This window comes from Pseudomonas sp. S2_A05 (genome assembly GCF_054668485.1).
The window spans coordinates 3,629,018-3,648,788 of record NZ_CP162775.1 but is presented as its reverse complement, the minus strand read 5'-3'; the positions used below and the strand labels follow the sequence as shown (position 1 = coordinate 3,648,788).

Genomic DNA, 19,771 nt, shown 5'->3' with positions numbered 1-19,771 from the left:
CGACGGTAAAATTCGCCATCGGCCGTTGCCAACGGCGTTGACCCTGTCCAGGATTTTTCCATGATCACGCCCAGCCCTGCGCTTATCCGCGAAACCTTCCCCGTCGGCCCGCTCCAGTGCAACTGCACGATCATCGGCGACCCACTCACCAAAAAAGCCATCGTCGTCGATCCCGGCGGCAACCCGGACCTGATCATGGCGCGCCTCGATGCCCATGGCCTGAAAGTCGTCAGCATCATCCACACCCACGCGCATCTCGATCACTTTCTCGCTTCCGGGCAGATGAAGGAGAAAACCGGCGCGACCCTGCATCTGCATAAGGAAGACCAGTTCCTTTGGGACAACCTTGAAATGCAATGCCAGATGTTCGGCGTGCCTTACACCCCGGTGCCGTCGCCGGATCGCTGGTTGAGCGATGACGAAGAACTCGCCTGCGGTTGCGGTGTGGCACTGCACACGCCGGGACATACACCCGGGTCCATGAGCTTTTGGTTTTCCGAGGCTAAGCTGTTGATAGCCGGCGACACGCTGTTTCGTCGCGGGGTAGGGCGCACGGATTTGTGGGGTGGCGATCAGGCGACCATCGTGCGTTCGATCAAGCAGCGGCTGTATACGCTGGACGAGGACGCAACGGTTGTCACCGGGCACGGCCCGGACACGCGTCTGGGTGATGAGATGCGCGAGAACCCGTTTGTGCGTGCCTGAATTTTTTGTCACGGGCAGCGGGCGGAATTTTTAGGCATTGTCATGATCCAACGCCCGCGCAGGTCCATTGATTGATCAGTGGCCGCTGCACCACAGAATGCAGAAAACCAGGAGCTCTCCATGTTCACCACGCGTCGTTTGATTATTGTCGCTACTGCCGTGGCCGTGCTGTCCGGCTGCGCCTCGCCTAATCCGTATGACAATCAGGGTCAGGCCGACGGTGGCTCGCAAGGCATGAGCAAAACCGCCAAATACGGTGGCCTCGGCGCGCTGGCCGGCGCACTCGCCGGTGCCGCCATCGGTCACGACAACCGTGGCAAGGGCGCCTTGATCGGCGCTGCTGTCGTCGGTGCCTCCGCTGCCGGCTACGGCTACTACGCCGACCAGCAGGAAAAGAAACTGCGCGCGAGCATGGCCAACACTGGCGTTGAAGTGCAGCGGCAGGGCGATCAGATCAAGCTGATCATGCCGGGCAACATCACCTTCGCCACCGATTCGGCGAACATTGCCCCGAGTTTCTACCAGCCGTTGAACAACCTGGCCAACTCGCTGAAGGAATTCAACCAGAACCAGATCGAAATCGTCGGTTACACCGACAGCACCGGCAGCCGCCAGCACAACATGGACCTGTCCCAGCGTCGTGCGCAGAGCGTGGCGACCTACCTGACCTCGCAAGGTGTCAGCGGTGCCAACCTGTCGGCCCGTGGCGCCGGCCCGGATAACCCGATTGCCAGCAACGGCGACGTCAACGGCCGCGCGCAGAACCGCCGCGTTGAAGTCAACCTGAAGGCGATTCCGGGCCAGCAGTATGGTGGTCAGCAGCAACAGCCGGGTACGGTGCAGCAGTATCCATAAGCGATTGCCTGAATGAAGAAATGCCCGATCCTGTGATCGGGCATTTTTTTGTCTGGGCAGTGCCGGCCTCTTCGCGGGCAAGCCCGCTCCCACCGGTATTGGCGGTGGCCACAAAGTCTGTGTTCCACACCTGACCCCTGTGGGAGCGGGCTTGCCCGCGAAAAGGCCAGTGTTGTCACCGCAAAATCAGCCGATACAAAAAAGCCCCCGGACAACAGCATTGTCCGGGGGCTTTTTGTTGGGCGCGAAACTCGATTACTTCTTCAAACCATAATGCTCATCAAGCATGCCAGGGGAATTTGGCGATTTCGGTGCGTAGTCACGCGGTGGCTCCTGATCGCGCGGTGGCGTCAGGCGTTCGCGAGGTGCCTGCGCTGCGTCGGCGTGCAGGGCGGCGATCAGGCGCTGGCGGGTCTGCTCGTCCAGGGCCAGACGATTGGCGCCCTCGGCGAGGTGGTCCTGCACTTCCTGATAGCTCTGGGTCAGTTTCTTGACCAGCATCGCTGTGCTGTTGAAGTGGGTGACCACTTCGTTCTGATAACTGTCGAAACGCTCCTGGATATCATCCAGTTGACGCTGCGTGCGGCTCGGTGCGGCGTTCGGCGCAACGCGCGCGATCAGGAATCCAATGGCGACACCCACAACCAGGGCAAGAGTCGGTAACAACCAAACTAAGAGCGAGTGTTCCACGAGTCCTTCCTCTATAAACGGCTTTGCTTTACGTTAACGGCTCGAACCTGCGCTGTATACCGCGATTCACTCGCAATAGATTGGCACAGACAATTTGCTAGACGAGTCGACCCGATTCGAGGTCACGGAGTTCCTCCCTTGCTGATGCGTGAAACCCCTGTAGTGATTGACGGCCCTGTCGGCCAAATTGAGGCTTTGTATCTGGATAACGAGCAGCCACGCGGCATCGCGCTGATCTGCCATCCGAACCCGGTGCAGGGCGGCACCATGCTCAACAAGGTTGTCTCGACCCTGCAGCGCACCGCGCGCGACGCAGGCCTGATCACCTTGCGTTTCAACTATCGCGGCGTCGGCGCCAGCCAGGGCACGCACGACATGGGCACCGGTGAAGTCGACGACGCCCAGGCCGCCGCCACATGGCTGCGGGAAAAACACCCGGATCTGCCGCTGACCCTGTTCGGTTTCTCCTTCGGCGGATTTGTTGCAGCAAGTCTCGGCGGCCGTCTCGAAGCCCAAGGCGTCCAGCTTGCCCACCTGTTCATGGTTGCCCCGGCGGTGATGCGTCTGGGCGAGCAGGATCAACTGCCGCAGCACGGCGGGTTGACCGTGATCCAGCCGGAAACCGATGAAGTCATCGATCCGCAACTGGTCTACCAGTGGTCGGAACAACTCCAGCGCCCCCATGAGCTGCTGAAAGTGGCAGAATGCGGACACTTTTTTCACGGCAAGCTGACCGATCTCAAGGATCTGCTGCTGCCGCGTCTCTCGAATTGATTGCAGTCTGACAAGCGATTACCCATGACCAACCGTACCCGCATTCTCACCGGCATCACCACCACTGGCACGCCGCACTTGGGCAACTACGCTGGGGCCATTCGCCCGGCAATCCTCGCCAGCCGCGACAGCCAGGCCGATTCGTTCTATTTCCTGGCCGACTACCACGCCCTGATCAAATGCGATGACCCGCTGCGCATCCAGCGCTCGCGTCTGGAAATCGCCGCGACCTGGCTGGCCGGTGGCCTCGATGTCGACCGCGTGACGTTCTACCGCCAGTCCGACATCCCGGAAATCCCCGAGCTGACCTGGCTGCTGACTTGCGTCGCCGCCAAGGGCCTGCTCAACCGCGCGCACGCCTACAAGGCCTCGGTGGACAAGAACGTTGAGACGGGTGAAGACCCGGATGCCGGCATCACCATGGGCCTCTACAGCTATCCGGTGCTGATGGCGGCGGACATCCTGATGTTCAACGCGCACAAGGTGCCGGTCGGACGCGATCAGATTCAGCACGTGGAAATGGCCCGCGATATCGGTCAGCGTTTCAACCATCTGTTCGGCCAGGGCAAAGAGTTCTTCAACATGCCCGAAGCGCTGATCGAAGAAAGCGTGGCGACGTTGCCAGGCCTCGACGGTCGCAAAATGTCGAAGAGCTACGACAACACCATTCCGTTGTTCAGCAGCGCGAAAGAAATGAAGGACGCGATCTCGCGGATCGTCACCGACTCCAAGGCCCCGGGCGAAGCGAAAGATCCGGACAACTCGCACCTGTTCACTCTGTTCCAGGCCTTCGCCACTCCGGCGCAGGCTGACGAGTTCCGCAGCGAACTGCTCGGTGGTTTGGGCTGGGGCGAGGCGAAGAATCGCCTGTTCCAGTTGCTCGACAACGAGCTGGGCGAGGCGCGCGAGAAGTATCACCAGTTGATCGAGCGTCCGGCGGACCTGGAAGACATCCTGCAGATTGGTGCGAAGAAGGCCCGGGCGGTGGCCACTCCGTTCCTCAACGAATTGCGTGAAGCCGTTGGCCTGCGTTCTTTCGTCAATCAGGTTCAGGTGGCCGCGACTACCAAGAAGAAAGCCGCGAAAGCCGCACGTTTCGTCAGCTTCCGCGAGGACGACGGCAGCTTCCGTTTCCGTCTGCTGGCGGCCGATGGCGAGCAATTGTTGTTGTCGCGCAACTTCGCCGACGGCAAGACTGCCGGCCAGGTGACCAAACAGTTGCAGTCCGGCGAGTCGCTGGATGTGCGTACTGATGACCTGAGCTTCAGCGTCTGGCTGGCCGGTGAGTGCGTGGGCGACAGCCCGGCGTTTGCCAGCATCGGTGCGCGGGACGCCGCCATCGAGGCGTTGCGCGTCGCGCTGACTCCAGCTCAAGACTGATCGGCGGCACGACCCGACCAAGGGCCGATTGCCATTCCCACAGGCCGTCGCTACAGTGACGGCCCGTTTTTGTTGCCTTGCTAACGAATTATGACGCCCCTAGAACGATATCAAGCTGATCTGAAACGCCCGGACTTCTTCCATGACGCCGCGCAGGAAACTGCTGTGCGTCACTTGCAGCGTCTGTACGACGACTTGATCGCCGCTGACCAGAACAAGCCGGGCTTGCTCGGCAAGCTGTTTGGCAAAAAGGATCAGGCACCGGTCAAGGGCCTGTATTTCTGGGGCGGCGTCGGTCGTGGCAAGACTTACCTGGTCGACACCTTCTTCGAAGCGTTGCCGTTCAAGGAAAAGACCCGCACGCACTTTCACCGCTTCATGAAGCGTGTGCACGAAGAAATGAAAACCCTGGGCGGCGAGAAGAACCCGCTGACCATCATCGCCAAGCGCTTCGCGGCCGAGTCGCGGGTGATCTGCTTCGATGAATTCTTCGTCTCCGACATCACTGACGCGATGATCCTCGGCACGCTGATGGAAGAGCTGTTCAAGAACGGCGTGACCCTGGTCGCGACGTCGAACATCGTGCCGGACGGCCTGTACAAGGATGGCCTGCAACGCGCGCGCTTCCTGCCAGCCATCGCGTTGATCAAGCTGAACACCGAGATCGTCAACGTCGACAGCGGTGTTGACTATCGTCTGCGTCACCTCGAGCAAGCCGAGCTGTTCCACTATCCGCTCGACGAAGCCGCCCACGAAAGCCTGCGCAAGAGCTTCAAGGCACTGACGCCGGAGTGCACGGCGGCGGTGGAAAACGATGTGCTGATCATCGAGAACCGCGAAATCCGCGCTCTGCGCACCTGCGACGACGTGGCCTGGTTCGACTTCCGCGAACTGTGCGACGGCCCGCGCAGCCAGAACGACTACATCGAACTGGGCAAGATCTTCCACGCCGTGCTGCTCAGCGGCGTCGAGCAGATGAGCGTCACCACCGACGATATCGCTCGGCGCTTCATCAACATGGTCGACGAGTTCTACGATCGCAACGTCAAGCTGATCATTTCTGCTGAAGTCGAGTTGAAGGATCTGTACACCGGCGGACGCCTGACCTTCGAGTTCCAGCGCACCCTGAGCCGACTGCTGGAGATGCAATCTCACGAATTCCTGTCGCGGGCGCACAAGCCTTAAACGGAGTTTCGGCGACAAAAAAGGGCCTGCGATTGCAGGCCTTTTTTATGCGCTGAAGTTTTTCCCTGTGGGAGCGAGCCTGCTCGCGAAAGCGCAGTGTCAGCAACGTCAATGTTGCAGGTAAGTACGTATTCGCGAGCAGGCTCGCTCCCACATTGGATCGCGCAGTTGAGTTACGCAGCCTGCTGAAACTGTTGCCGATACTGGTTAGGCGACAGTTCGGTGTGCTGGCGGAACAGTCGCGCGAAGAAGCTAGCATCGTCGTAACCGACCTCATAACTGATGGTCTTGATGCTCTTGCGCGTGCCCGAAAGCAGGCCCTTGGCCGTCTCGATGCGCAGGCGTTGCAAGTAATGCAGCGGCTTGTCGCCGGTGGCGGTCTGGAAGCGGCGCATGAAGTTGCGGATGCTCATGCCGTGCTCGCGGGCGACGTCTTCGAAGCGGAACTTGTCGGCGAAATGCTCTTCGAGCCACTGCTGGATCTGCAGGATGATCACGTCCTGATGCAGCTTCTGCCCACCGAAACCGATACGTCCCGGCGAATAGCTGCGCTGCACTTCGTAGAGGATGTCGCGGGCCACGGCTTGCGCCACGTTCGCGCCGCAGAAGCGTTCGATCAGATAGATATAGAGATCGCATGCCGAGGTAGTACCGCCGGCGCAGTAGAGATTGTCGGCATCGGTCAGGTGCTTGTCCTGATTCAGATAGACCTTGGGGAAACGCTCGGCGAAGGCATTGAAGAAGCGCCAGTAGGTGGTCGCTTCCTTGCCGTTGAGCAGTCCGGCTTCGGCGAGCCAGAACACCCCGGTGGCTTCGCCACACAACACCGCGCCGCGCGCATGCTGTTCGCGCAGCCACGGCAGGATTTGCGGATAACGGCCGCACAGCGTATCGAAGTCGTCCCAGAACGCCGGGAGGATGATCACATCGGCGTTTTCCAGGCCACCGTCGACCGGCATGACCACGTCGCTGAAGCTTTTCACCGGTTTGCCATCCGGGCTGACCAGGCGCGTTTCAAACGCCGGTGTCAGGCCGTGGCCCAGTTGTTTGCCGTAACGCAGGCTGGCCACATGGAAAAAATCCTTGGCTTGCATGAGGGTGTAAGCGAAAACCCGATCGATGGCCAGGATGCTGACGCGCCGCAAGGGCGGGGAGACGTGCTTAGACATAATTCAACTTTTGTTTTGTTTTTATAAGGGAAAGTGGTCACCAGACGGCTGGATCGTCTTATTTTTTGTCGGATGTGTCCAGTGTCCCGTAGCGGAAGCGGGGCTTAGTCTCTGAGAGCCGAATCCCTCCAACAACAAAGAAAGGTGCCGCATGATCCCTAGAACCCTGTTCAGCCCCGAGCACGAATTGTTCCGCGACAGTGTGCGAACTTTCCTCGAGAAAGAGGCCGTGCCGTATCACGCGCAGTGGGAGAAGCAGGGGCACATCGATCGCGCACTGTGGAACAAGGCGGGGGAGGCGGGGATGCTTTGTTCGCACCTGCCGGAAGAGTACGGCGGGCTGGGCGCGGATTTCCTCTACAGCACCGTGGTCATTGAGGAAGTCGGGCGTCTGGGACTCACCGGCATCGGCTTTTCCCTGCACTCGGACATCGTCGCGCCGTACATCCTGCATTACGGCAGCGAGGCGTTGAAACACAAATACCTGCCGAAACTGGTCTCGGGCGAAATGGTTACGGCGATTGCCATGACCGAGCCTGGCGCCGGTTCCGACCTGCAAGGGGTGAAAACCACGGCGGTTCTGGACGGTGACGAATATGTGATCAACGGCTCGAAAACCTTTATCACCAACGGCTTTTTGGCTGATCTGGTCATCGTGGTGGCCAAGACCGACCCCAAGGCTGGGGCCAAGGGCACCAGTCTGTTTCTGGTGGAGGCGAATACGCCGGGCTTCGAGAAAGGCAAGCGCCTGGAGAAGGTCGGCATGAAAGCGCAGGACACCTCCGAATTGTTCTTCCAGGACGTGCGCGTGCCGAAGGAGAACCTTCTCGGCCAGGCGGGGGCCGGGTTTGCCTATCTGATGCAGGAGTTACCGCAAGAGCGCCTGACCGTGGCGATTGGCGGCCTGGCCTCGGCTGAAGCGGCGTTGCAATGGACGCTGGATTACACCCGTGATCGCAAGGCGTTCGGCAAGGCGATTGCCGATTTCCAGAACACTCGCTTCAAACTGGCCGAAATGGCCACCGAGATCCAGATCGGCCGGGTCTTCGTTGACCGCTGCCTGGAGCTGCATCTGCAAGGCGAACTCGATGTGCCGACGGCGGCGATGGCCAAATATTGGGGCACCGACCTGCAATGCAAAGTGCTCGACGAATGCGTGCAACTGCATGGCGGCTACGGCTTCATGTGGGAATACCCGGTGGCCCGGGCGTGGGCGGATGCGCGGGTGCAGCGGATTTATGCCGGCACCAATGAAATCATGAAGGAGATTATTGCGCGGTCGCTTTGATGATCGTTCCTACGCTCTGCGTGGGAATGCCGCCGGGGACGCTCCGCGTTCCGCTGTTGAGGTAATCCGACTGGCCTCTTCGCGAGCAGGCTCGCTCCCACAGGGGATCACCGTACCTGTGGGAGCGAGCCTGCTCGCGAAGCCTTTGGCGGTCAGTTACGGCGCGGGATTCGGATGATCCTTGTGAATCGCCTCGATCCCGGCCAGCACTTCATCGGACAGTTTCAGATCAAAACTGGCAATGTTGCTGTCCAGTTGCTCAAGCGTCGTTGCGCCAATGATGTTGCTGGTGACGAAGGGTTGCTGGGTCACGAAGGCCAGTGCCATTTGCGCCGGGTCCAGACCGTGTTCACGGGCCAATGCAACGTAACGGCTGCACGCCGCTTCGGATTGCGGGTTGAAATAGCGGCTGAAGCGGCTGTAGAGGCTCAGGCGTCCTTTCGGTGGTCGGGCGCCGCCTTCGTACTTGCCGGAGAGGAAGCCGAACGCCAGTGGCGAATAGGCGAGCAGGCCGCACTGTTCGCGGATGGCGATCTCGGCCAAGCCGACTTCGAAGCTGCGGTTGAGCAGGTTGTACGGGTTCTGGATCGACACTGCACGCGGCCAGCCACGGGCTTCGGCCAAAGCCAGAAAGCGCATGGTGCCCCACGGCGTCTCGTTGGACAGACCGATGTGGCGAATCTTGCCGGCCTTCACCTGTTCGTCGAGGGCTTCGAGGGTGTCTTCCAGCGGCGTCAGGTTGGCTTCGATCTTGTGCTTGTAGCCCAGCTGTCCGAAAAAGTTGGTGCTGCGTTCCGGCCAGTGCAGTTGGTACAGATCGATGTAATCGGTCTGCAGGCGCTTGAGACTGCCGTCCAGCGCCTCGGTGATGTGCTGGCGGTTGTGGCGCAGGTTCTTGTCGCGGATGTAGTCGATGGTGTTGCCGGGGCCGGCGATCTTGCTGGCGAGGATCCAGTCGGCACGGTCACCGCGACTCTTGAAGTAATTGCCGATGTAGCGCTCGGTGGTGGCGTAGGTTTCGGCTTTGGGCGGCACCGGATACATTTCGGCAGTGTCGAGGAAATTGATCCCGGCTTCCTTGGCCCTTTCGATCTGGGCGAAGGCTTCAGCTTCAGTGTTTTGCTCGCCCCAGGTCATGGTGCCGAGGCAGATTGCACTCACGTTCAGATCGGTACGGCCTAGCTGGCGATAGTCCATCGGGTGCTCCTTGGGCAAAACAATCATAAAAGCAGGTTGAAAAATTTTTCGCAATCTGCATAATTGCCGACCTCTTTCTGCAGTGGAAGTGATGCGCCGCCGCCGAAGAATCTTGCCGTTGAACGGACGCGCCGACCCGAGCCCCCGAAAGCGTCTGTATCCGGCTGCCTTTGACTTGTCAAAGTACGCACTATTCAGTAAGATCCGCCGTCTTATTTACAGGCGGCCCCTGAGGCTATAAAGAATGAAAACTTTTACTGCTAAACCGGAAACAGTAAAGCGCGACTGGTTTGTCGTCGACGCTGCTGGTCAGACCCTGGGTCGTCTGGCCACCGAAATCGCGAGCCGTCTGCGTGGCAAGCACAAGCCTGAGTACACTCCTCACGTTGACACCGGCGACTACATCGTCGTCATCAACGCCGAGCAGATCCGTGTTACCGGCGCTAAAACCACTGACAAAATGTACTACTCCCACTCCGGTTTCCCGGGCGGCATCAAGTCGATCAACTTTGAAAAGCTGATCGCCAAAGCCCCTGAGCGCGTGATCGAGACCGCGGTTAAAGGCATGCTGCCTAAAAACCCACTGGGTCGCGACATGTACCGTAAGCTGAAAGTCTATGCGGGCGCTGCACACCCTCATACTGCTCAGCAGCCCCAAGAACTGAAGATTTAACGGAATAGTTCATTATGTCGGCGACTCAAAATTACGGCACTGGCCGTCGCAAGACCGCAACCGCACGCGTTTTCCTGCGTCCGGGTACTGGTAACATCTCCATCAACAACCGTTCGCTGGATAACTTCTTCGGCCGCGAAACTGCCCGCATGGTAGTTCGTCAGCCGCTGGAGCTGACCGAGACTGTCGAGAAGTTCGACATCTACGTCACCGTGATCGGCGGTGGTGTAAGTGGTCAGGCTGGCGCAATCCGCCACGGCATCACCCGCGCTCTGATGGACTACGACGAAACCCTGCGTAGCGCTCTGCGCAAAGCTGGCTTCGTTACCCGCGACGCCCGTGAAGTTGAACGTAAGAAAGTTGGTCTGCGTAAAGCGCGTAAGCGTCCGCAGTACTCGAAGCGTTAATTCCGCTTCCACGTTCAAAAAAGAACGCCCGCCTCCTCACGGAAGCGGGCGTTTTTTTATGCGTGCGATTTATCAAAGAATTGCGTTGTGACAACTTGCCACAGCCGTAGACCCCCTATACTCCAAGGCTTGAGGGGTTGAGCCCCGGGGAATTAACCTTGTCAGAATTGGGGGTTTTCATTACCATTCGGGCAAAATTTTTATAAGTAACATTTGATTTATTTAGTAGACGCCTGATTTAACAGGCCAAAAAAGCTGATGGGAGAGGACTGAATGAGCAATGACGGCGTGAATGCAGGCCGGCGTCGCTTCCTGGTGGCAGCCACATCCGTGGTGGGTGCTGCAGGAGCGGTGGGGGCTGCGGTCCCGTTCGTGGGGTCATGGTTTCCCAGTGCCAAGGCGAAAGCTGCCGGTGCACCGGTGAAAGTGAATGTCAGCAAAATCGAGCCAGGCCAGCAGATGATTGCTGAATGGCGCGGCCAGCCGGTGTTCATTGTCCGCCGTACCGAGGAAATCCTGGGGAATCTCAAGAAGATCGAGGGTCAGCTCTCCGATCCGACCTCCAAAAACTCCACGCAACCCACTTATGTCGACCCGGAAGTACGCTCGATCAAGCCGGAGATTCTCCTGCTGATCGGGATCTGTACGCACCTGGGTTGCTCACCGACCTTCCGTCCCGAAGTGGCACCTGCGGATCTGGGCAAGGACTGGGTAGGCGGCTATTTCTGCCCGTGCCACGGCTCCCACTACGATCTGGCTGGCCGCGTCTACAAGTCGCAACCTGCGCCTTTGAACCTGCCAGTTCCCCCGCATTCCTATGAGACCGATGACCTGATTGTCATTGGCGTCGATACGGAGAAAGCGTGATGAGCAAGTTCATGGATTGGGTTGATGCGCGCTTTCCCGCGACCAAAATGTGGGAAGACCATCTCAGCAAATATTACGCACCAAAAAACTTCAACTTCTTCTATTTCTTCGGCTCACTGGCGCTGCTGGTGCTGGTCAACCAGATCGTTACCGGTGTCTGGCTGACGATGAGCTACACGCCGTCGGCAGAAGAGGCCTTCGCCTCCGTCGAATACATCATGCGCGACGTCGAGTACGGTTCGATCCTGCGTCTGCTGCACTCGACCGGCGCTTCGGCGTTTTTCATCGTCGTCTATCTGCACATGTTCCGCGGCCTGCTCTACGGCTCGTACCAGAAACCGCGCGAGCTGGTCTGGGTGTTCGGCATGCTGATCTACCTGGCACTGATGGCCGAAGCGTTCATGGGTTACCTGCTGCCGTGGGGCCAGATGTCGTACTGGGGCGCCCAGGTGATCATCTCGCTGTTCGGCGCGATTCCGCTGATCGGCGATGACCTGACCCAGTGGATTCGTGGTGACTACCTGATCTCCGGAATCACCCTGAACCGATTCTTCGCCTTGCACGTTGTCGCGCTGCCGATCGTGATTCTCGGTCTGGTGGTGTTGCACATTCTGGCGCTGCACGAAGTGGGCTCGAACAACCCTGACGGCGTCGATATCAAGAAGCACAAAGACGAAAACGGCATCCCGCTGGACGGCATCGCGTTCCACCCGTACTACACGGTGAAGGACATTGTCGGCGTCGTGGTGTTCCTGTTCATCTTCTGCTTTATTGTGTTCTTCTTCCCGGAAATGGGCGGCTACTTCCTCGAAAAACCAAACTTCGAGCCGGCTAACCCGTTCAAGACGCCTGAGCACATTGCCCCGGTCTGGTACTTCACTCCGTTCTACGCAATCCTGCGTGCGGTGCCGGACAAGCTCATGGGCGTTATCGCCATGGGTGCGGCGATTGCGGTGCTGTTCGTGCTGCCATGGCTGGATCGCAGTCCGGTGAGGTCGATGCGCTACAAGGGCTGGATGAGCAAAATCTGGCTGGTGGTGTTCTGCATTTCTTTCGTGATTCTCGGCATCCTCGGCGTTCTTGCGCCGACGCCGGGGCGCACGTTGCTGTCGCAGGTCTGCACCTTCCTGTATTTCGCCTACTTCATTCTGATGCCGTTCTACACCCGGCTCGAGAAGACCAAACCGGTTCCGGAAAGGGTGACTGGCTGATGAAAAAGTTATTTCTTGCTCTGATTTTTACTGCGCTGCCTTCCCTGGCTTTTGCTGCCGGGGGCCATGGTCCGGAACTGGAAAGTGTCGATATCGACGTCTCCGACAAAGCCGCCCTGCAGGATGGTGCACGGACCTTTGCCAACTATTGCATGGGTTGTCACAGTGCCAAGTTCCAGCGTTACGAGCGCGTCGCCGATGACCTTGGCATCCCGCACGAGCTGATGCTGGAGAAGCTGGTGTTCACCGGTGCCAAGATTGGCGACCACATGAACATCGGCATGCAGCCGGCCGACGCCAAGACCTGGTTCGGCGCAGCGCCGCCGGACCTGACTCTGGTAGCGCGGGTACGTGGCACCGACTGGCTCTACGGTTACCTGAAGTCGTTCTACGAAGATCCGGCGCGTCCATGGGGCGTGAACAACAAGGTCTTCCCGAACGTCGGCATGCCTAACGTGCTGGTCGGCCTGCAAGGTCGGCAGGTCGTCGGCTGCAAGCAGGTGCAGATCGTCGAGGACGGCAAGAAGCAATACGATCCGCTGACCGGCACGCCGCTGACTCATGAAGCGTGTGATCAGTTGACCATCGTGCCGAAGTCCGGTGCTCTGAACGAAGAGCAGTTCGATGAGAGGGTCAAGAATCTGGTAACCTTCCTGGCTTACTCGGCTAACCCGGTTAAGCTGCAACATCAGCGCATCGGTACTTATGTCTTGCTGTACCTGGCGTTCTTCTTTGTGTTCGCCTACCTGCTCAAGCGTGAATACTGGAAAGACGTGCACTGATACGCTTCAAGCATTGCTGTTAATCGCGCGCGCCCAAGGGCGCCTCCGCTAAAGCAGGATCTGCTCAGTCAGACCCTGCGGGAGGTGCCCTCTGGGCGCGCGCGTTTTTCCGGTTCCGACAAATTCAACAAGCGAGGAGGATCGCCATGGGCGTGACCAATCGGTTGGCCTGTTACTCCGACCCCGCCGACCACTATTCCCACCGAGTGCGCATCGTGCTTGCAGAGAAGGGTGTCAGCGCCGAAATCATCTACGTGGAAGCGGGCCGCCAGCCGCCTAAACTGATTGAGGTGAACCCTTACGGCAGTCTGCCGACGCTGGTCGATCGTGACCTGGCGTTGTGGGAGTCGACCGTGGTGATGGAGTATCTGGATGAGCGTTACCCGCACCCGCCGCTGATGCCGGTTTATCCGGTGGCGCGGGCCAACAGTCGTCTGCTGATCCACAGGATTCAGCGTGACTGGTGCGGGCTGGTGGATCTGATTCTGGATCCCAAGAGCAAAGAGGCCGCACGGGTCGTGGCGCGCAAGGAATTGCGCGAAAGCCTGACCGGCGTTTCGCCGCTGTTTGCCGACAAACCGTTCTTCCTCAGTGAGGAACAAAGTCTGGTGGATTGCTGCCTATTACCCATACTCTGGCGTTTGCCGATTCTGGGTATTGAACTGCCGCGGCCGGCCAAGCCGCTGCTTGATTATATGGAGCGTCAGTTTGCGCGTGAGGCTTTCCAGGCGAGTCTGTCTGGTGTCGAACGCGATATGCGCTAAGGCTTAAGGAGCCGCTATGAACTCCAGTCGACCTTATCTGGTCCGCGCGCTCTACGAGTGGATTGTGGATAACGATTGCACCCCGCACATGCTGGTCAACTCCGAGTACCCGGCGGTGCAGGTGCCACAGGGTTTTGCCAGTGACGGCCAGATCGTCCTGAACATCTCGCCGAGTGCCGTGCGTCATCTGCACATGGATAACGACGTGGTCACGTTCGAAGGCCGCTTCGGCGGTGTTCCGCACAGTCTCTACGTGCCGATCAGCGCGATCCTGGGCATCTACGCCCGGGAGAACGGCCAGGGCATGGTGTTTGACCTCGAGTTGCCGATGGACGACGAGGAAGACATCGATCCGGATGACGACTCGCCGCCACCGGGCAGCGAGCCGCCACGTCCGAGTGGCCGGCCAAGCTTGAAGGTTGTGAAATAAAAAAAGGCGATCCGGATGGATCGCCTTTTTTGTGCCTGCATTGGTCGTGTAGGAGCTGCCGGAGGCTGCGATCTTTTGATTTTTAAAAGCAAGATCAAAAGATCGCAGCCTCGTTGCACTTGTCAGCTCCTACACAACTCCTGCGTAATCAGGTCAGTCGATGTATTCGAACAGCTTCACGATCTTCTGCACACCGGACACACCCTGAACCAGATTGGTTGCCTGAGTGGCTTCCTGTTTGGTCAGCAGGCCCAGCAGATAGACGATGCCATTCTCGGTCACGACTTTGATGCGCGAGCCAGGAATGCTGGCGTCGGTGAGCATCTGGGTCTTGATCTTGGTGGTCAGCCACGCGTCGTTCTGGCGCGCGAGCAGGGAGGACGGTTGCAGCACTTGCAGTTCGTTATGCACCTTCTTCACGCGCTGGACGTTGGCGGCGGCCTGTTCGGCTTTGGCCTTGAGGTCTTCGCGTGGCGTCTGGCCGGCGAGCAATACCACGCCGTTGAAGCTGGTAATGACGATGTGCGAGTCGTTGTCCAGTGCCGGATCGGCCTTGGCGATGTTCACGCCTGCTTTGGTTTCGATCAGCGAGTCGTCGATCTTGCTGCCGAAGGTGCGCGTGCCACGGTCGTCTTCGATCGGCGCTTCACGGCTGGCATTTACCACCGAGGTGCAGCCGCTGATGCCGAGGCACAGGGTCAAGGCCAGAAGGCCAAGGCGATTAGGGGTCATTCTTCACTCCCGAACAGTTGGCTGTCGATCAGATCGCAGAGGCAATGGATCGCCAGCAAGTGGACTTCCTGAATACGTGCAGTGACGTTGGCCGGTACGCGAATCTCTACGTCCTCGGGCAACAGCAGCGACGCCATGCCGCCGCCATCGCGTCCGGTCAAAGCTACGACAATCATTTCGCGATCATGTGCGGCCTGGATCGCTTGAATAATGTTCGCCGAGTTGCCGCTGGTCGAAATCGCCAGCAATACATCGCCCGGCTGGCCGAGCGCGCGGATCTGCTTGGAGAACACTTCGTTGTAGCTGTAATCGTTGGCGATCGAGGTGATCGTCGAAGTGTCGGTGGTCAGCGCAATCGCCGGCAGGCTCGGACGCTCGCGCTCGAAGCGGTTGAGCAGCTCCGAAGAAAAATGCTGGGCATCGCCGGCCGAACCACCGTTGCCGCACGAGAGCATTTTGCCTTCGTTGAGCAGGGCGTTGACCATGATCTGGCTGGCTTGCTCGATGTGCGGTGCAAGTACGTCCATCGCCTGTTGCTTGGTGTCGATACTGGCCTGAAAAAGCTGGCGAATTCGGGATTGCATGTCCATCTGTGTGACCTTAAGTGGCGCGGCTGTTCGGCACGTGAATGTGCAGCCGGCAAAGCAAAGAGCAAAATGTGTCGGACGAAAACGGGGCAGGGTGCAGGCGATCAACTGTCGAAAGCATTCTGCAACCAGTTCAGCTGATTCGGGTGGCTGTCGATTGCCACCACATCGAAGCGGCAGGGGGAATTGGCCCAACGCGACTCGCGCTGAAGAAAATACTGTGCTGCAAAGATCAGTTTCTGCTGCTTGCGCTCGTCGATACTGGCGAGCGCGCCACCCCATTGAGTGTTTTTTCTGTAGCGAACTTCAACGAATACTACTGTATCGCCATCAAGCATGACCAGATCAAGCTCGCCGCGTTTGCATAACCAGTTCTGCGCCAACAGGCGCAGACCTTGTTGTTGCAGATGTTCGAGCGCCTGGCGCTCGGCATCCTTGCCGCTTTGCGAGCGTGACCTGTCGGGCATCAGCGCGGGGTGTCCGGCAGGCGCTGCACCTGACCGCTGACGAACTGTGCCCACGGCAACTGGCGCACAACGCGCTGGGTCTGGGTCATGCCGAGGCTGCCCGACTGACCTTCGATGCGGCTGTCCGGCAGGGCCTTGAGTTGGCCCAGGCGCGGTGCCAGGCGATAGGCGTCGGCGCCCATGGCGTACAGGCGACCGAGGCTGCCATTGGCTTGCGGCCATTGCGCAGCTACTTGCTGGCGCAGCGGATCGCTGGTTTCCAGCAGCCATGGGGTTTCGCAGAAGCGAATGCCGTTCATGTCGTTGTACTGATTGACGTCGCCGCTGGCGCTGTAGACGTGGGAGGTCGCGTAGACCGGGACGTCACCGGCGTACTGGAAATTCAGGGTCGGCTTGATCTGCTGGGCCTGTTGCGGCGTGGCGGCCAAGAAGATGAATTCGATGTCCTGACGACGCGAAGGCTGCGCGGCGACATTGGTGCCGGCAACATTCTGCAGGCTCTTGGCGCGGGCTTCGCTCTGGCGCAGCTGGAACATGTCGGCAATCTGCTGGGCCAGTTGCACCGGCTGATCGACACGCTCGGTGGCAACGATGCTGCCGCCATTGGCTTGCCAGTCCTGGCTGAAGGCACGCAGGACGCGATCGCCCCATTCGCCCTTCGGTACCATGATAGCGGCGCGATGCAGGCCGTCGGCACGAGCGCGACGGGAAACTTCGCGAGCTTCGTCTTCAGCCGCCAGGCCGAACTGGAACAACTGCGCCGGGCCTTGCTCGCCTTCGCTGTAGTTCAGCGCCAGGGTGGTGATTGGCAGTTGCGGGCGAGTGCTCAGTTGCTTGACCAGTGGTTTTTCCAGCGGGCCGACTACCAGTTGCACGCCGTCAGCCTGAGCCTTGCGATAGAACTCGTCCATCGAAGTCAGCTTCGAGCTGTCGTAGAACTCGATGGCAGGTGGGTTCTGGCCGGCCTGTTGCGCCTGATAATGCGCGGCCATGAAGCCTTCACGCAGCGCTTTGCCGACCGACGCCAACTGGCCGTCCTGTGGCAGCAGCAGGGCGATTTTGCTCAGTGGCTGGCTGGCCAGTTCCTTGAGCTTGGTCAGCGGCAGCGGCAGGTTGATCGCCGCCGGGTGCTTTGGATTCTGCGCACGCCAGTTGTCGATCGCGGCTTGTTGCTGTTCCAACGTGCCTGCGGTTTTCACCGCTTGCGCCAGAGCCATCCAACCCCCGAGATCGTCGGTGTTGTTCGGTTGCAATTGATCGGTTGGCAGCGAAGCGATCAGGGTCCAGATCGCTTCGTGGTTCTTGCTCGCCGCTTCGCCTTCCAGCATCGGTGCGATGAACACACGCTCACGGGCAGCGGCCAGTGTCTGGCCATCGGCTTCAAGGGCGCGGGCGTGAACAGTGCCAGTGCGCACTTGCTGCTCTTCCGGCATTTCCCCGAGCTTCTGGAAGCTCGGATGGCTCAGGGCGGTCAGCGCAGCTTTCGGCTGATTGCGCGTCATGGCCAGTTCGGCGGACAGCGTATTGGCGAAAATCTGCTGGCCTGGCTTGAGTTGCTCCACCGGCACTTGTTGCAGGATTTGCGCGGACTGGCCGGCATTGCCTTGGCGGTAAGCCTGGTCCGCCGCGCTCAGGCGCAGCAGGGCGGCTTGTTCCGGGGTTTTAGCCTGCGCAGCCTGTTCGAGCAGTTGCTCGATGCTGGCGTCCGGAGTCCGTGGAAGTTCGCCAAGGCTGGAGGAAGGGGAGCTGGCACACGCGGCCAACAAGGCAGCGAGGCAGAGGGCAGTGAACAGCCGCAGGCAAGCGATCATGTAAGTGTTCCTGATACTCGATCAAATTAGCGTGGAATTGTACCCAAGCACTGGCCGGGGCGCGATGTTACTGGCGTGAATCGGTCAATTTAGCTGGAGTAAATGTTGCGGCAGCGCACAACCGGGCGAAAAACCGCACTCGGCGGGAGCGCATCGCAAGCCTCATGACGCGCTACAATGGCCGCTTTTACCGATCACGAGGTGTGCGCTTTGACTGCTCCAGGTCCTTTGAATTCCGCTGCTGGCTCGCTTTATGTGGTGGCGACGCCCATCGGCAACCTGGACGACATCAGCGCCCGGGCCTTGAAAATCCTGCGTGAAGTGGCGCTGATTGCAGCGGAAGACACCCGGCATTCGGCGCGCCTGATGCAGCACTTCGGCATCGGTACGCCGCTGGCCGCATGTCACGAACACAACGAACGGGATGAGGGTAGCCGCTTTATTACCCGATTGCTGGCGGGCGACAACGTCGCGCTGATCTCCGATGCCGGCACGCCGCTTATCTCCGATCCGGGTTATCACCTGGTGCGTCAGGCCCGTGCCGCCGGCATCAACGTGGTGCCGGTGCCGGGTGCCTGCGCTTTGATCGCGGCGCTGTCGGCGGCGGGATTGCCGTCCGACCGTTTTATCTTCGAAGGTTTCCTGCCGGCCAAGTCGGTCGGACGCAAAGCGCGTCTGGAAGCGGTTAAAGAAGAACCGCGCACGCTGATTTTCTATGAAGCGCCGCATCGCATTCTCGAATGCCTGCAGGATATGGAAGCAGTGTTTGGCGGCGAGCGTCAGGCTCTGCTGGCGCGGGAAATCACCAAAACCTTCGAAACCCTCAAAGGCCTGCCGCTCAGCGAACTGCGTGCGTTCGTCGAGTCCGACAGCAATCAGCAGCGCGGCGAGTGCGTGGTTCTGGTGGCCGGCTGGACGGCGCCGGAGTCGGAGGACGCGGTCAGCAGCGAAGCCATGCGCATCCTCGATTTGCTGCTTGAGGAAATGCCGCTCAAGCGCGCCGCCGCACTGGCAGCGCAAATCACTGGCGAGCGCAAAAACGTGTTGTATCAGGTGGCGCTGGATAAACAGAAAGGCGTGTAAGCCGTCGCCCATGGCGTTCCTGAGGGTTTTAGCGCTTGTTCTTCCGGCGCTCTGCCGTTAACCTTCGCGGCGGAGAGTCGATCGGACAGTCGCTGCCCTCTATGAAAATTAGGGGGGAGGAAAGTCCGGGCTCCATAGGGCGAAGTGCCAGGTAATGCCTGGGAGGCGTGAGCCTACGGAAAGTGCCACAGAAAATAACCGCCTAAGCGCGCAAGCGCCGGTAAGGGTGAAAAGGTGCGGTAAGAGCGCACCGCACGTCTGGCAACAGTTCGTGGCTAGGTAAACCCCACTTGGAGCAAGACCAAATAGGGTCCCAAGGCGTGGCCCGCGCTGGGACCGGGTAGGTTGCTAAAGATGTCCAGTGATGGCCATCGTAGACGAATGACTGTTCAAGACAGAACCCGGCTTACAGATCGACTCTCCACCTTTTTCTTTCCCTGCTTGAAACAAAAAAGACGCGGCTGTGTAATATCAGCCGGCCTGGTCTGAAATTCCGGCAGCGGCAAACGCGGTAATAGCCTTTTCCCACCCTGCTTCAATCAACAGCCGAAGCGCCTTTGTAATACCGAAAAAATCTTACTCTTAACAAACTACTTTAACTTTCGAGCGCAGCTTTCAGTGCTGCATCAAGTTATTGACCAAAACTTCACGTCAGATTCTCGTTGAGCCTCCTTTTACGTCGCTAAATCTCCGTTCTGTAAGGCTTTTCCTTTA

The 19,771-nt window shown here is 59.3% G+C and carries 21 protein-coding genes and 1 other RNA gene; 15 read left to right on the top strand and 7 right to left on the bottom strand.

Features of this window, described 5'->3' with window-relative positions:
* Positions 1–63 precede the first annotated feature (63 nt).
* A complete protein-coding gene (locus AB4O12_RS16570; protein ID WP_162245422.1) occupies positions 64–705 on the top strand; it encodes an MBL fold metallo-hydrolase in 642 nt (213 codons plus the stop codon).
* Positions 706–825: 120 nt separating this feature from the next.
* Complete coding sequence (locus tag AB4O12_RS16565; protein WP_041479972.1) at positions 826–1,560, top strand: OmpA family protein; 735 nt, start codon at positions 826–828, stop codon at positions 1,558–1,560.
* 255 nt (positions 1,561–1,815) lie between these two features.
* On the opposite strand, the gene AB4O12_RS16560 is transcribed toward AB4O12_RS16565, so the two are convergent.
* Positions 1,816–2,250, bottom strand: coding sequence for a Z-ring associated ZapG family protein (locus AB4O12_RS16560; RefSeq protein ID WP_016773251.1), 435 nt, complete (start codon positions 2,248–2,250; stop codon positions 1,816–1,818).
* A gap of 144 nt (positions 2,251–2,394) precedes the next feature.
* Between AB4O12_RS16560 and AB4O12_RS16555 the strand changes: the two genes are divergently transcribed.
* The 3 genes from AB4O12_RS16555 to zapE all read left to right on the top strand — a co-directional run bounded on the left by AB4O12_RS16555 (position 2,395) and on the right by zapE (position 5,589).
* Positions 2,395–3,024 (top strand): alpha/beta hydrolase, encoded by a 630-nt coding sequence (locus AB4O12_RS16555; RefSeq protein ID WP_051600784.1) that lies wholly within the window; start codon positions 2,395–2,397, stop codon positions 3,022–3,024.
* A 24-nt stretch (positions 3,025–3,048) separates the two neighbouring features.
* Positions 3,049–4,404, top strand: a complete 1,356-nt coding sequence (locus AB4O12_RS16550) for a tryptophan--tRNA ligase (protein ID WP_305381516.1) — start codon at positions 3,049–3,051, stop codon at positions 4,402–4,404.
* A 90-nt stretch (positions 4,405–4,494) separates the two neighbouring features.
* Entirely contained in the window at positions 4,495–5,589 is a 1,095-nt protein-coding gene (gene zapE, locus AB4O12_RS16545) for a cell division protein ZapE (RefSeq protein WP_252868275.1), read from the top strand.
* A gap of 173 nt (positions 5,590–5,762) precedes the next feature.
* Here zapE and AB4O12_RS16540 read toward each other — a convergent pair whose 3' ends face one another.
* On the bottom strand, positions 5,763–6,659 hold the full coding sequence (locus AB4O12_RS16540) for a GlxA family transcriptional regulator (protein WP_163012735.1): 897 nt from the start codon (positions 6,657–6,659) through the stop codon (positions 5,763–5,765).
* 250 nt (positions 6,660–6,909) lie between these two features.
* Here AB4O12_RS16540 and AB4O12_RS16535 point away from each other — a divergent pair, with 250 nt between their 5' ends.
* On the top strand, positions 6,910–8,046 hold the full coding sequence (locus AB4O12_RS16535) for an acyl-CoA dehydrogenase family protein (protein WP_252868274.1): 1,137 nt from the start codon (positions 6,910–6,912) through the stop codon (positions 8,044–8,046).
* A 156-nt stretch (positions 8,047–8,202) separates the two neighbouring features.
* On the opposite strand, the gene AB4O12_RS16530 is transcribed toward AB4O12_RS16535, so the two are convergent.
* Entirely contained in the window at positions 8,203–9,243 is a 1,041-nt protein-coding gene (locus tag AB4O12_RS16530; protein ID WP_039761359.1) for an NADP(H)-dependent aldo-keto reductase, read from the bottom strand.
* A gap of 244 nt (positions 9,244–9,487) precedes the next feature.
* Between AB4O12_RS16530 and rplM the strand changes: the two genes are divergently transcribed.
* The 7 genes from rplM (at position 9,488) to AB4O12_RS16495 (ending at position 14,377) form a co-directional block, all read left to right on the top strand.
* Positions 9,488–9,916, top strand: a complete 429-nt coding sequence (gene rplM / locus AB4O12_RS16525) for a 50S ribosomal protein L13 (RefSeq protein WP_003228062.1) — start codon at positions 9,488–9,490, stop codon at positions 9,914–9,916.
* Positions 9,917–9,930: 14 nt separating this feature from the next.
* The gene (rpsI, locus tag AB4O12_RS16520) at positions 9,931–10,323 is read left to right on the top strand and encodes a 30S ribosomal protein S9 (protein WP_003228056.1); all 393 of its coding nucleotides are present in this window, start codon (positions 9,931–9,933) and stop codon (positions 10,321–10,323) included.
* Positions 10,324–10,596: 273 nt separating this feature from the next.
* Positions 10,597–11,190: a ubiquinol-cytochrome c reductase iron-sulfur subunit gene (gene petA, locus AB4O12_RS16515; protein WP_007917031.1), complete on the top strand. Its 594-nt coding sequence runs from the start codon at positions 10,597–10,599 to the stop codon at positions 11,188–11,190.
* Positions 11,190–12,401, top strand: coding sequence for a cytochrome b (locus AB4O12_RS16510; RefSeq protein ID WP_016773261.1), 1,212 nt, complete (start codon positions 11,190–11,192; stop codon positions 12,399–12,401). The genes petA and AB4O12_RS16510 overlap by 1 nt, the downstream gene beginning before the upstream one ends.
* Complete coding sequence (locus AB4O12_RS16505; RefSeq protein ID WP_305381514.1) at positions 12,401–13,183, top strand: cytochrome c1; 783 nt, start codon at positions 12,401–12,403, stop codon at positions 13,181–13,183. Before AB4O12_RS16510 ends, AB4O12_RS16505 begins: the two co-directional genes overlap by 1 nt.
* A gap of 146 nt (positions 13,184–13,329) precedes the next feature.
* Positions 13,330–13,947 (top strand): glutathione S-transferase N-terminal domain-containing protein, encoded by a 618-nt coding sequence (locus AB4O12_RS16500; RefSeq protein WP_007961620.1) that lies wholly within the window; start codon positions 13,330–13,332, stop codon positions 13,945–13,947.
* A gap of 16 nt (positions 13,948–13,963) precedes the next feature.
* Complete coding sequence (locus AB4O12_RS16495; protein ID WP_016773263.1) at positions 13,964–14,377, top strand: ClpXP protease specificity-enhancing factor; 414 nt, start codon at positions 13,964–13,966, stop codon at positions 14,375–14,377.
* A 153-nt stretch (positions 14,378–14,530) separates the two neighbouring features.
* Here AB4O12_RS16495 and AB4O12_RS16490 read toward each other — a convergent pair whose 3' ends face one another.
* The 4 genes from AB4O12_RS16490 to AB4O12_RS16475 all read right to left on the bottom strand — a co-directional run bounded on the left by AB4O12_RS16490 (position 14,531) and on the right by AB4O12_RS16475 (position 17,974).
* Positions 14,531–15,109: a BON domain-containing protein gene (locus AB4O12_RS16490; RefSeq protein ID WP_024014250.1), complete on the bottom strand. Its 579-nt coding sequence runs from the start codon at positions 15,107–15,109 to the stop codon at positions 14,531–14,533.
* Positions 15,106–15,699 (bottom strand): phosphoheptose isomerase, encoded by a 594-nt coding sequence (locus tag AB4O12_RS16485; RefSeq protein WP_008082788.1) that lies wholly within the window; start codon positions 15,697–15,699, stop codon positions 15,106–15,108. Before AB4O12_RS16485 ends, AB4O12_RS16490 begins: the two co-directional genes overlap by 4 nt.
* 101 nt (positions 15,700–15,800) lie before the next feature.
* Entirely contained in the window at positions 15,801–16,163 is a 363-nt protein-coding gene (locus AB4O12_RS16480; RefSeq protein ID WP_016773265.1) for a YraN family protein, read from the bottom strand.
* Positions 16,163–17,974, bottom strand: coding sequence for a penicillin-binding protein activator (locus tag AB4O12_RS16475; RefSeq protein ID WP_073473468.1), 1,812 nt, complete (start codon positions 17,972–17,974; stop codon positions 16,163–16,165). The genes AB4O12_RS16480 and AB4O12_RS16475 overlap by 1 nt, the downstream gene beginning before the upstream one ends.
* A 177-nt stretch (positions 17,975–18,151) precedes the next feature.
* Between AB4O12_RS16475 and rsmI the strand changes: the two genes are divergently transcribed.
* Both rsmI and rnpB read left to right on the top strand, forming a co-directional pair.
* Positions 18,152–19,057 (top strand): 16S rRNA (cytidine(1402)-2'-O)-methyltransferase, encoded by a 906-nt coding sequence (gene rsmI, locus AB4O12_RS16470; protein WP_016773267.1) that lies wholly within the window; start codon positions 18,152–18,154, stop codon positions 19,055–19,057.
* 73 nt (positions 19,058–19,130) lie between these two features.
* Positions 19,131–19,482, top strand: an RNA gene (gene rnpB, locus AB4O12_RS16465) — RNase P RNA component class A.
* Positions 19,483–19,771 lie beyond the last annotated feature (289 nt).

Coding starts and splice junctions, on each gene's coding strand:
- AB4O12_RS16550 (WP_305381516.1), top strand. CDS start 3,049: ATGACCAACCGTACCCGCATTCTCACCGGCATCACCACCACTGGCACG.
- rsmI (WP_016773267.1), top strand. CDS start 18,152: ATGGCCGCTTTTACCGATCACGAGGTGTGCGCTTTGACTGCTCCAGGT.
- AB4O12_RS16495 (WP_016773263.1), top strand. CDS start 13,964: ATGAACTCCAGTCGACCTTATCTGGTCCGCGCGCTCTACGAGTGGATT.
- AB4O12_RS16490 (WP_024014250.1), bottom strand. CDS start 15,109: ATGACCCCTAATCGCCTTGGCCTTCTGGCCTTGACCCTGTGCCTCGGC.
- AB4O12_RS16565 (WP_041479972.1), top strand. CDS start 826: ATGTTCACCACGCGTCGTTTGATTATTGTCGCTACTGCCGTGGCCGTG.
- AB4O12_RS16535 (WP_252868274.1), top strand. CDS start 6,910: ATGATCCCTAGAACCCTGTTCAGCCCCGAGCACGAATTGTTCCGCGAC.
- petA (WP_007917031.1), top strand. CDS start 10,597: ATGAGCAATGACGGCGTGAATGCAGGCCGGCGTCGCTTCCTGGTGGCA.
- zapE (WP_252868275.1), top strand. CDS start 4,495: ATGACGCCCCTAGAACGATATCAAGCTGATCTGAAACGCCCGGACTTC.
- rpsI (WP_003228056.1), top strand. CDS start 9,931: ATGTCGGCGACTCAAAATTACGGCACTGGCCGTCGCAAGACCGCAACC.
- AB4O12_RS16530 (WP_039761359.1), bottom strand. CDS start 9,243: ATGGACTATCGCCAGCTAGGCCGTACCGATCTGAACGTGAGTGCAATC.
- AB4O12_RS16555 (WP_051600784.1), top strand. CDS start 2,395: ATGCGTGAAACCCCTGTAGTGATTGACGGCCCTGTCGGCCAAATTGAG.
- rplM (WP_003228062.1), top strand. CDS start 9,488: ATGAAAACTTTTACTGCTAAACCGGAAACAGTAAAGCGCGACTGGTTT.
- AB4O12_RS16480 (WP_016773265.1), bottom strand. CDS start 16,163: ATGCCCGACAGGTCACGCTCGCAAAGCGGCAAGGATGCCGAGCGCCAG.
- AB4O12_RS16505 (WP_305381514.1), top strand. CDS start 12,401: ATGAAAAAGTTATTTCTTGCTCTGATTTTTACTGCGCTGCCTTCCCTG.
- AB4O12_RS16500 (WP_007961620.1), top strand. CDS start 13,330: ATGGGCGTGACCAATCGGTTGGCCTGTTACTCCGACCCCGCCGACCAC.
- AB4O12_RS16475 (WP_073473468.1), bottom strand. CDS start 17,974: ATGATCGCTTGCCTGCGGCTGTTCACTGCCCTCTGCCTCGCTGCCTTG.
- AB4O12_RS16485 (WP_008082788.1), bottom strand. CDS start 15,699: ATGGACATGCAATCCCGAATTCGCCAGCTTTTTCAGGCCAGTATCGAC.
- AB4O12_RS16510 (WP_016773261.1), top strand. CDS start 11,190: ATGAGCAAGTTCATGGATTGGGTTGATGCGCGCTTTCCCGCGACCAAA.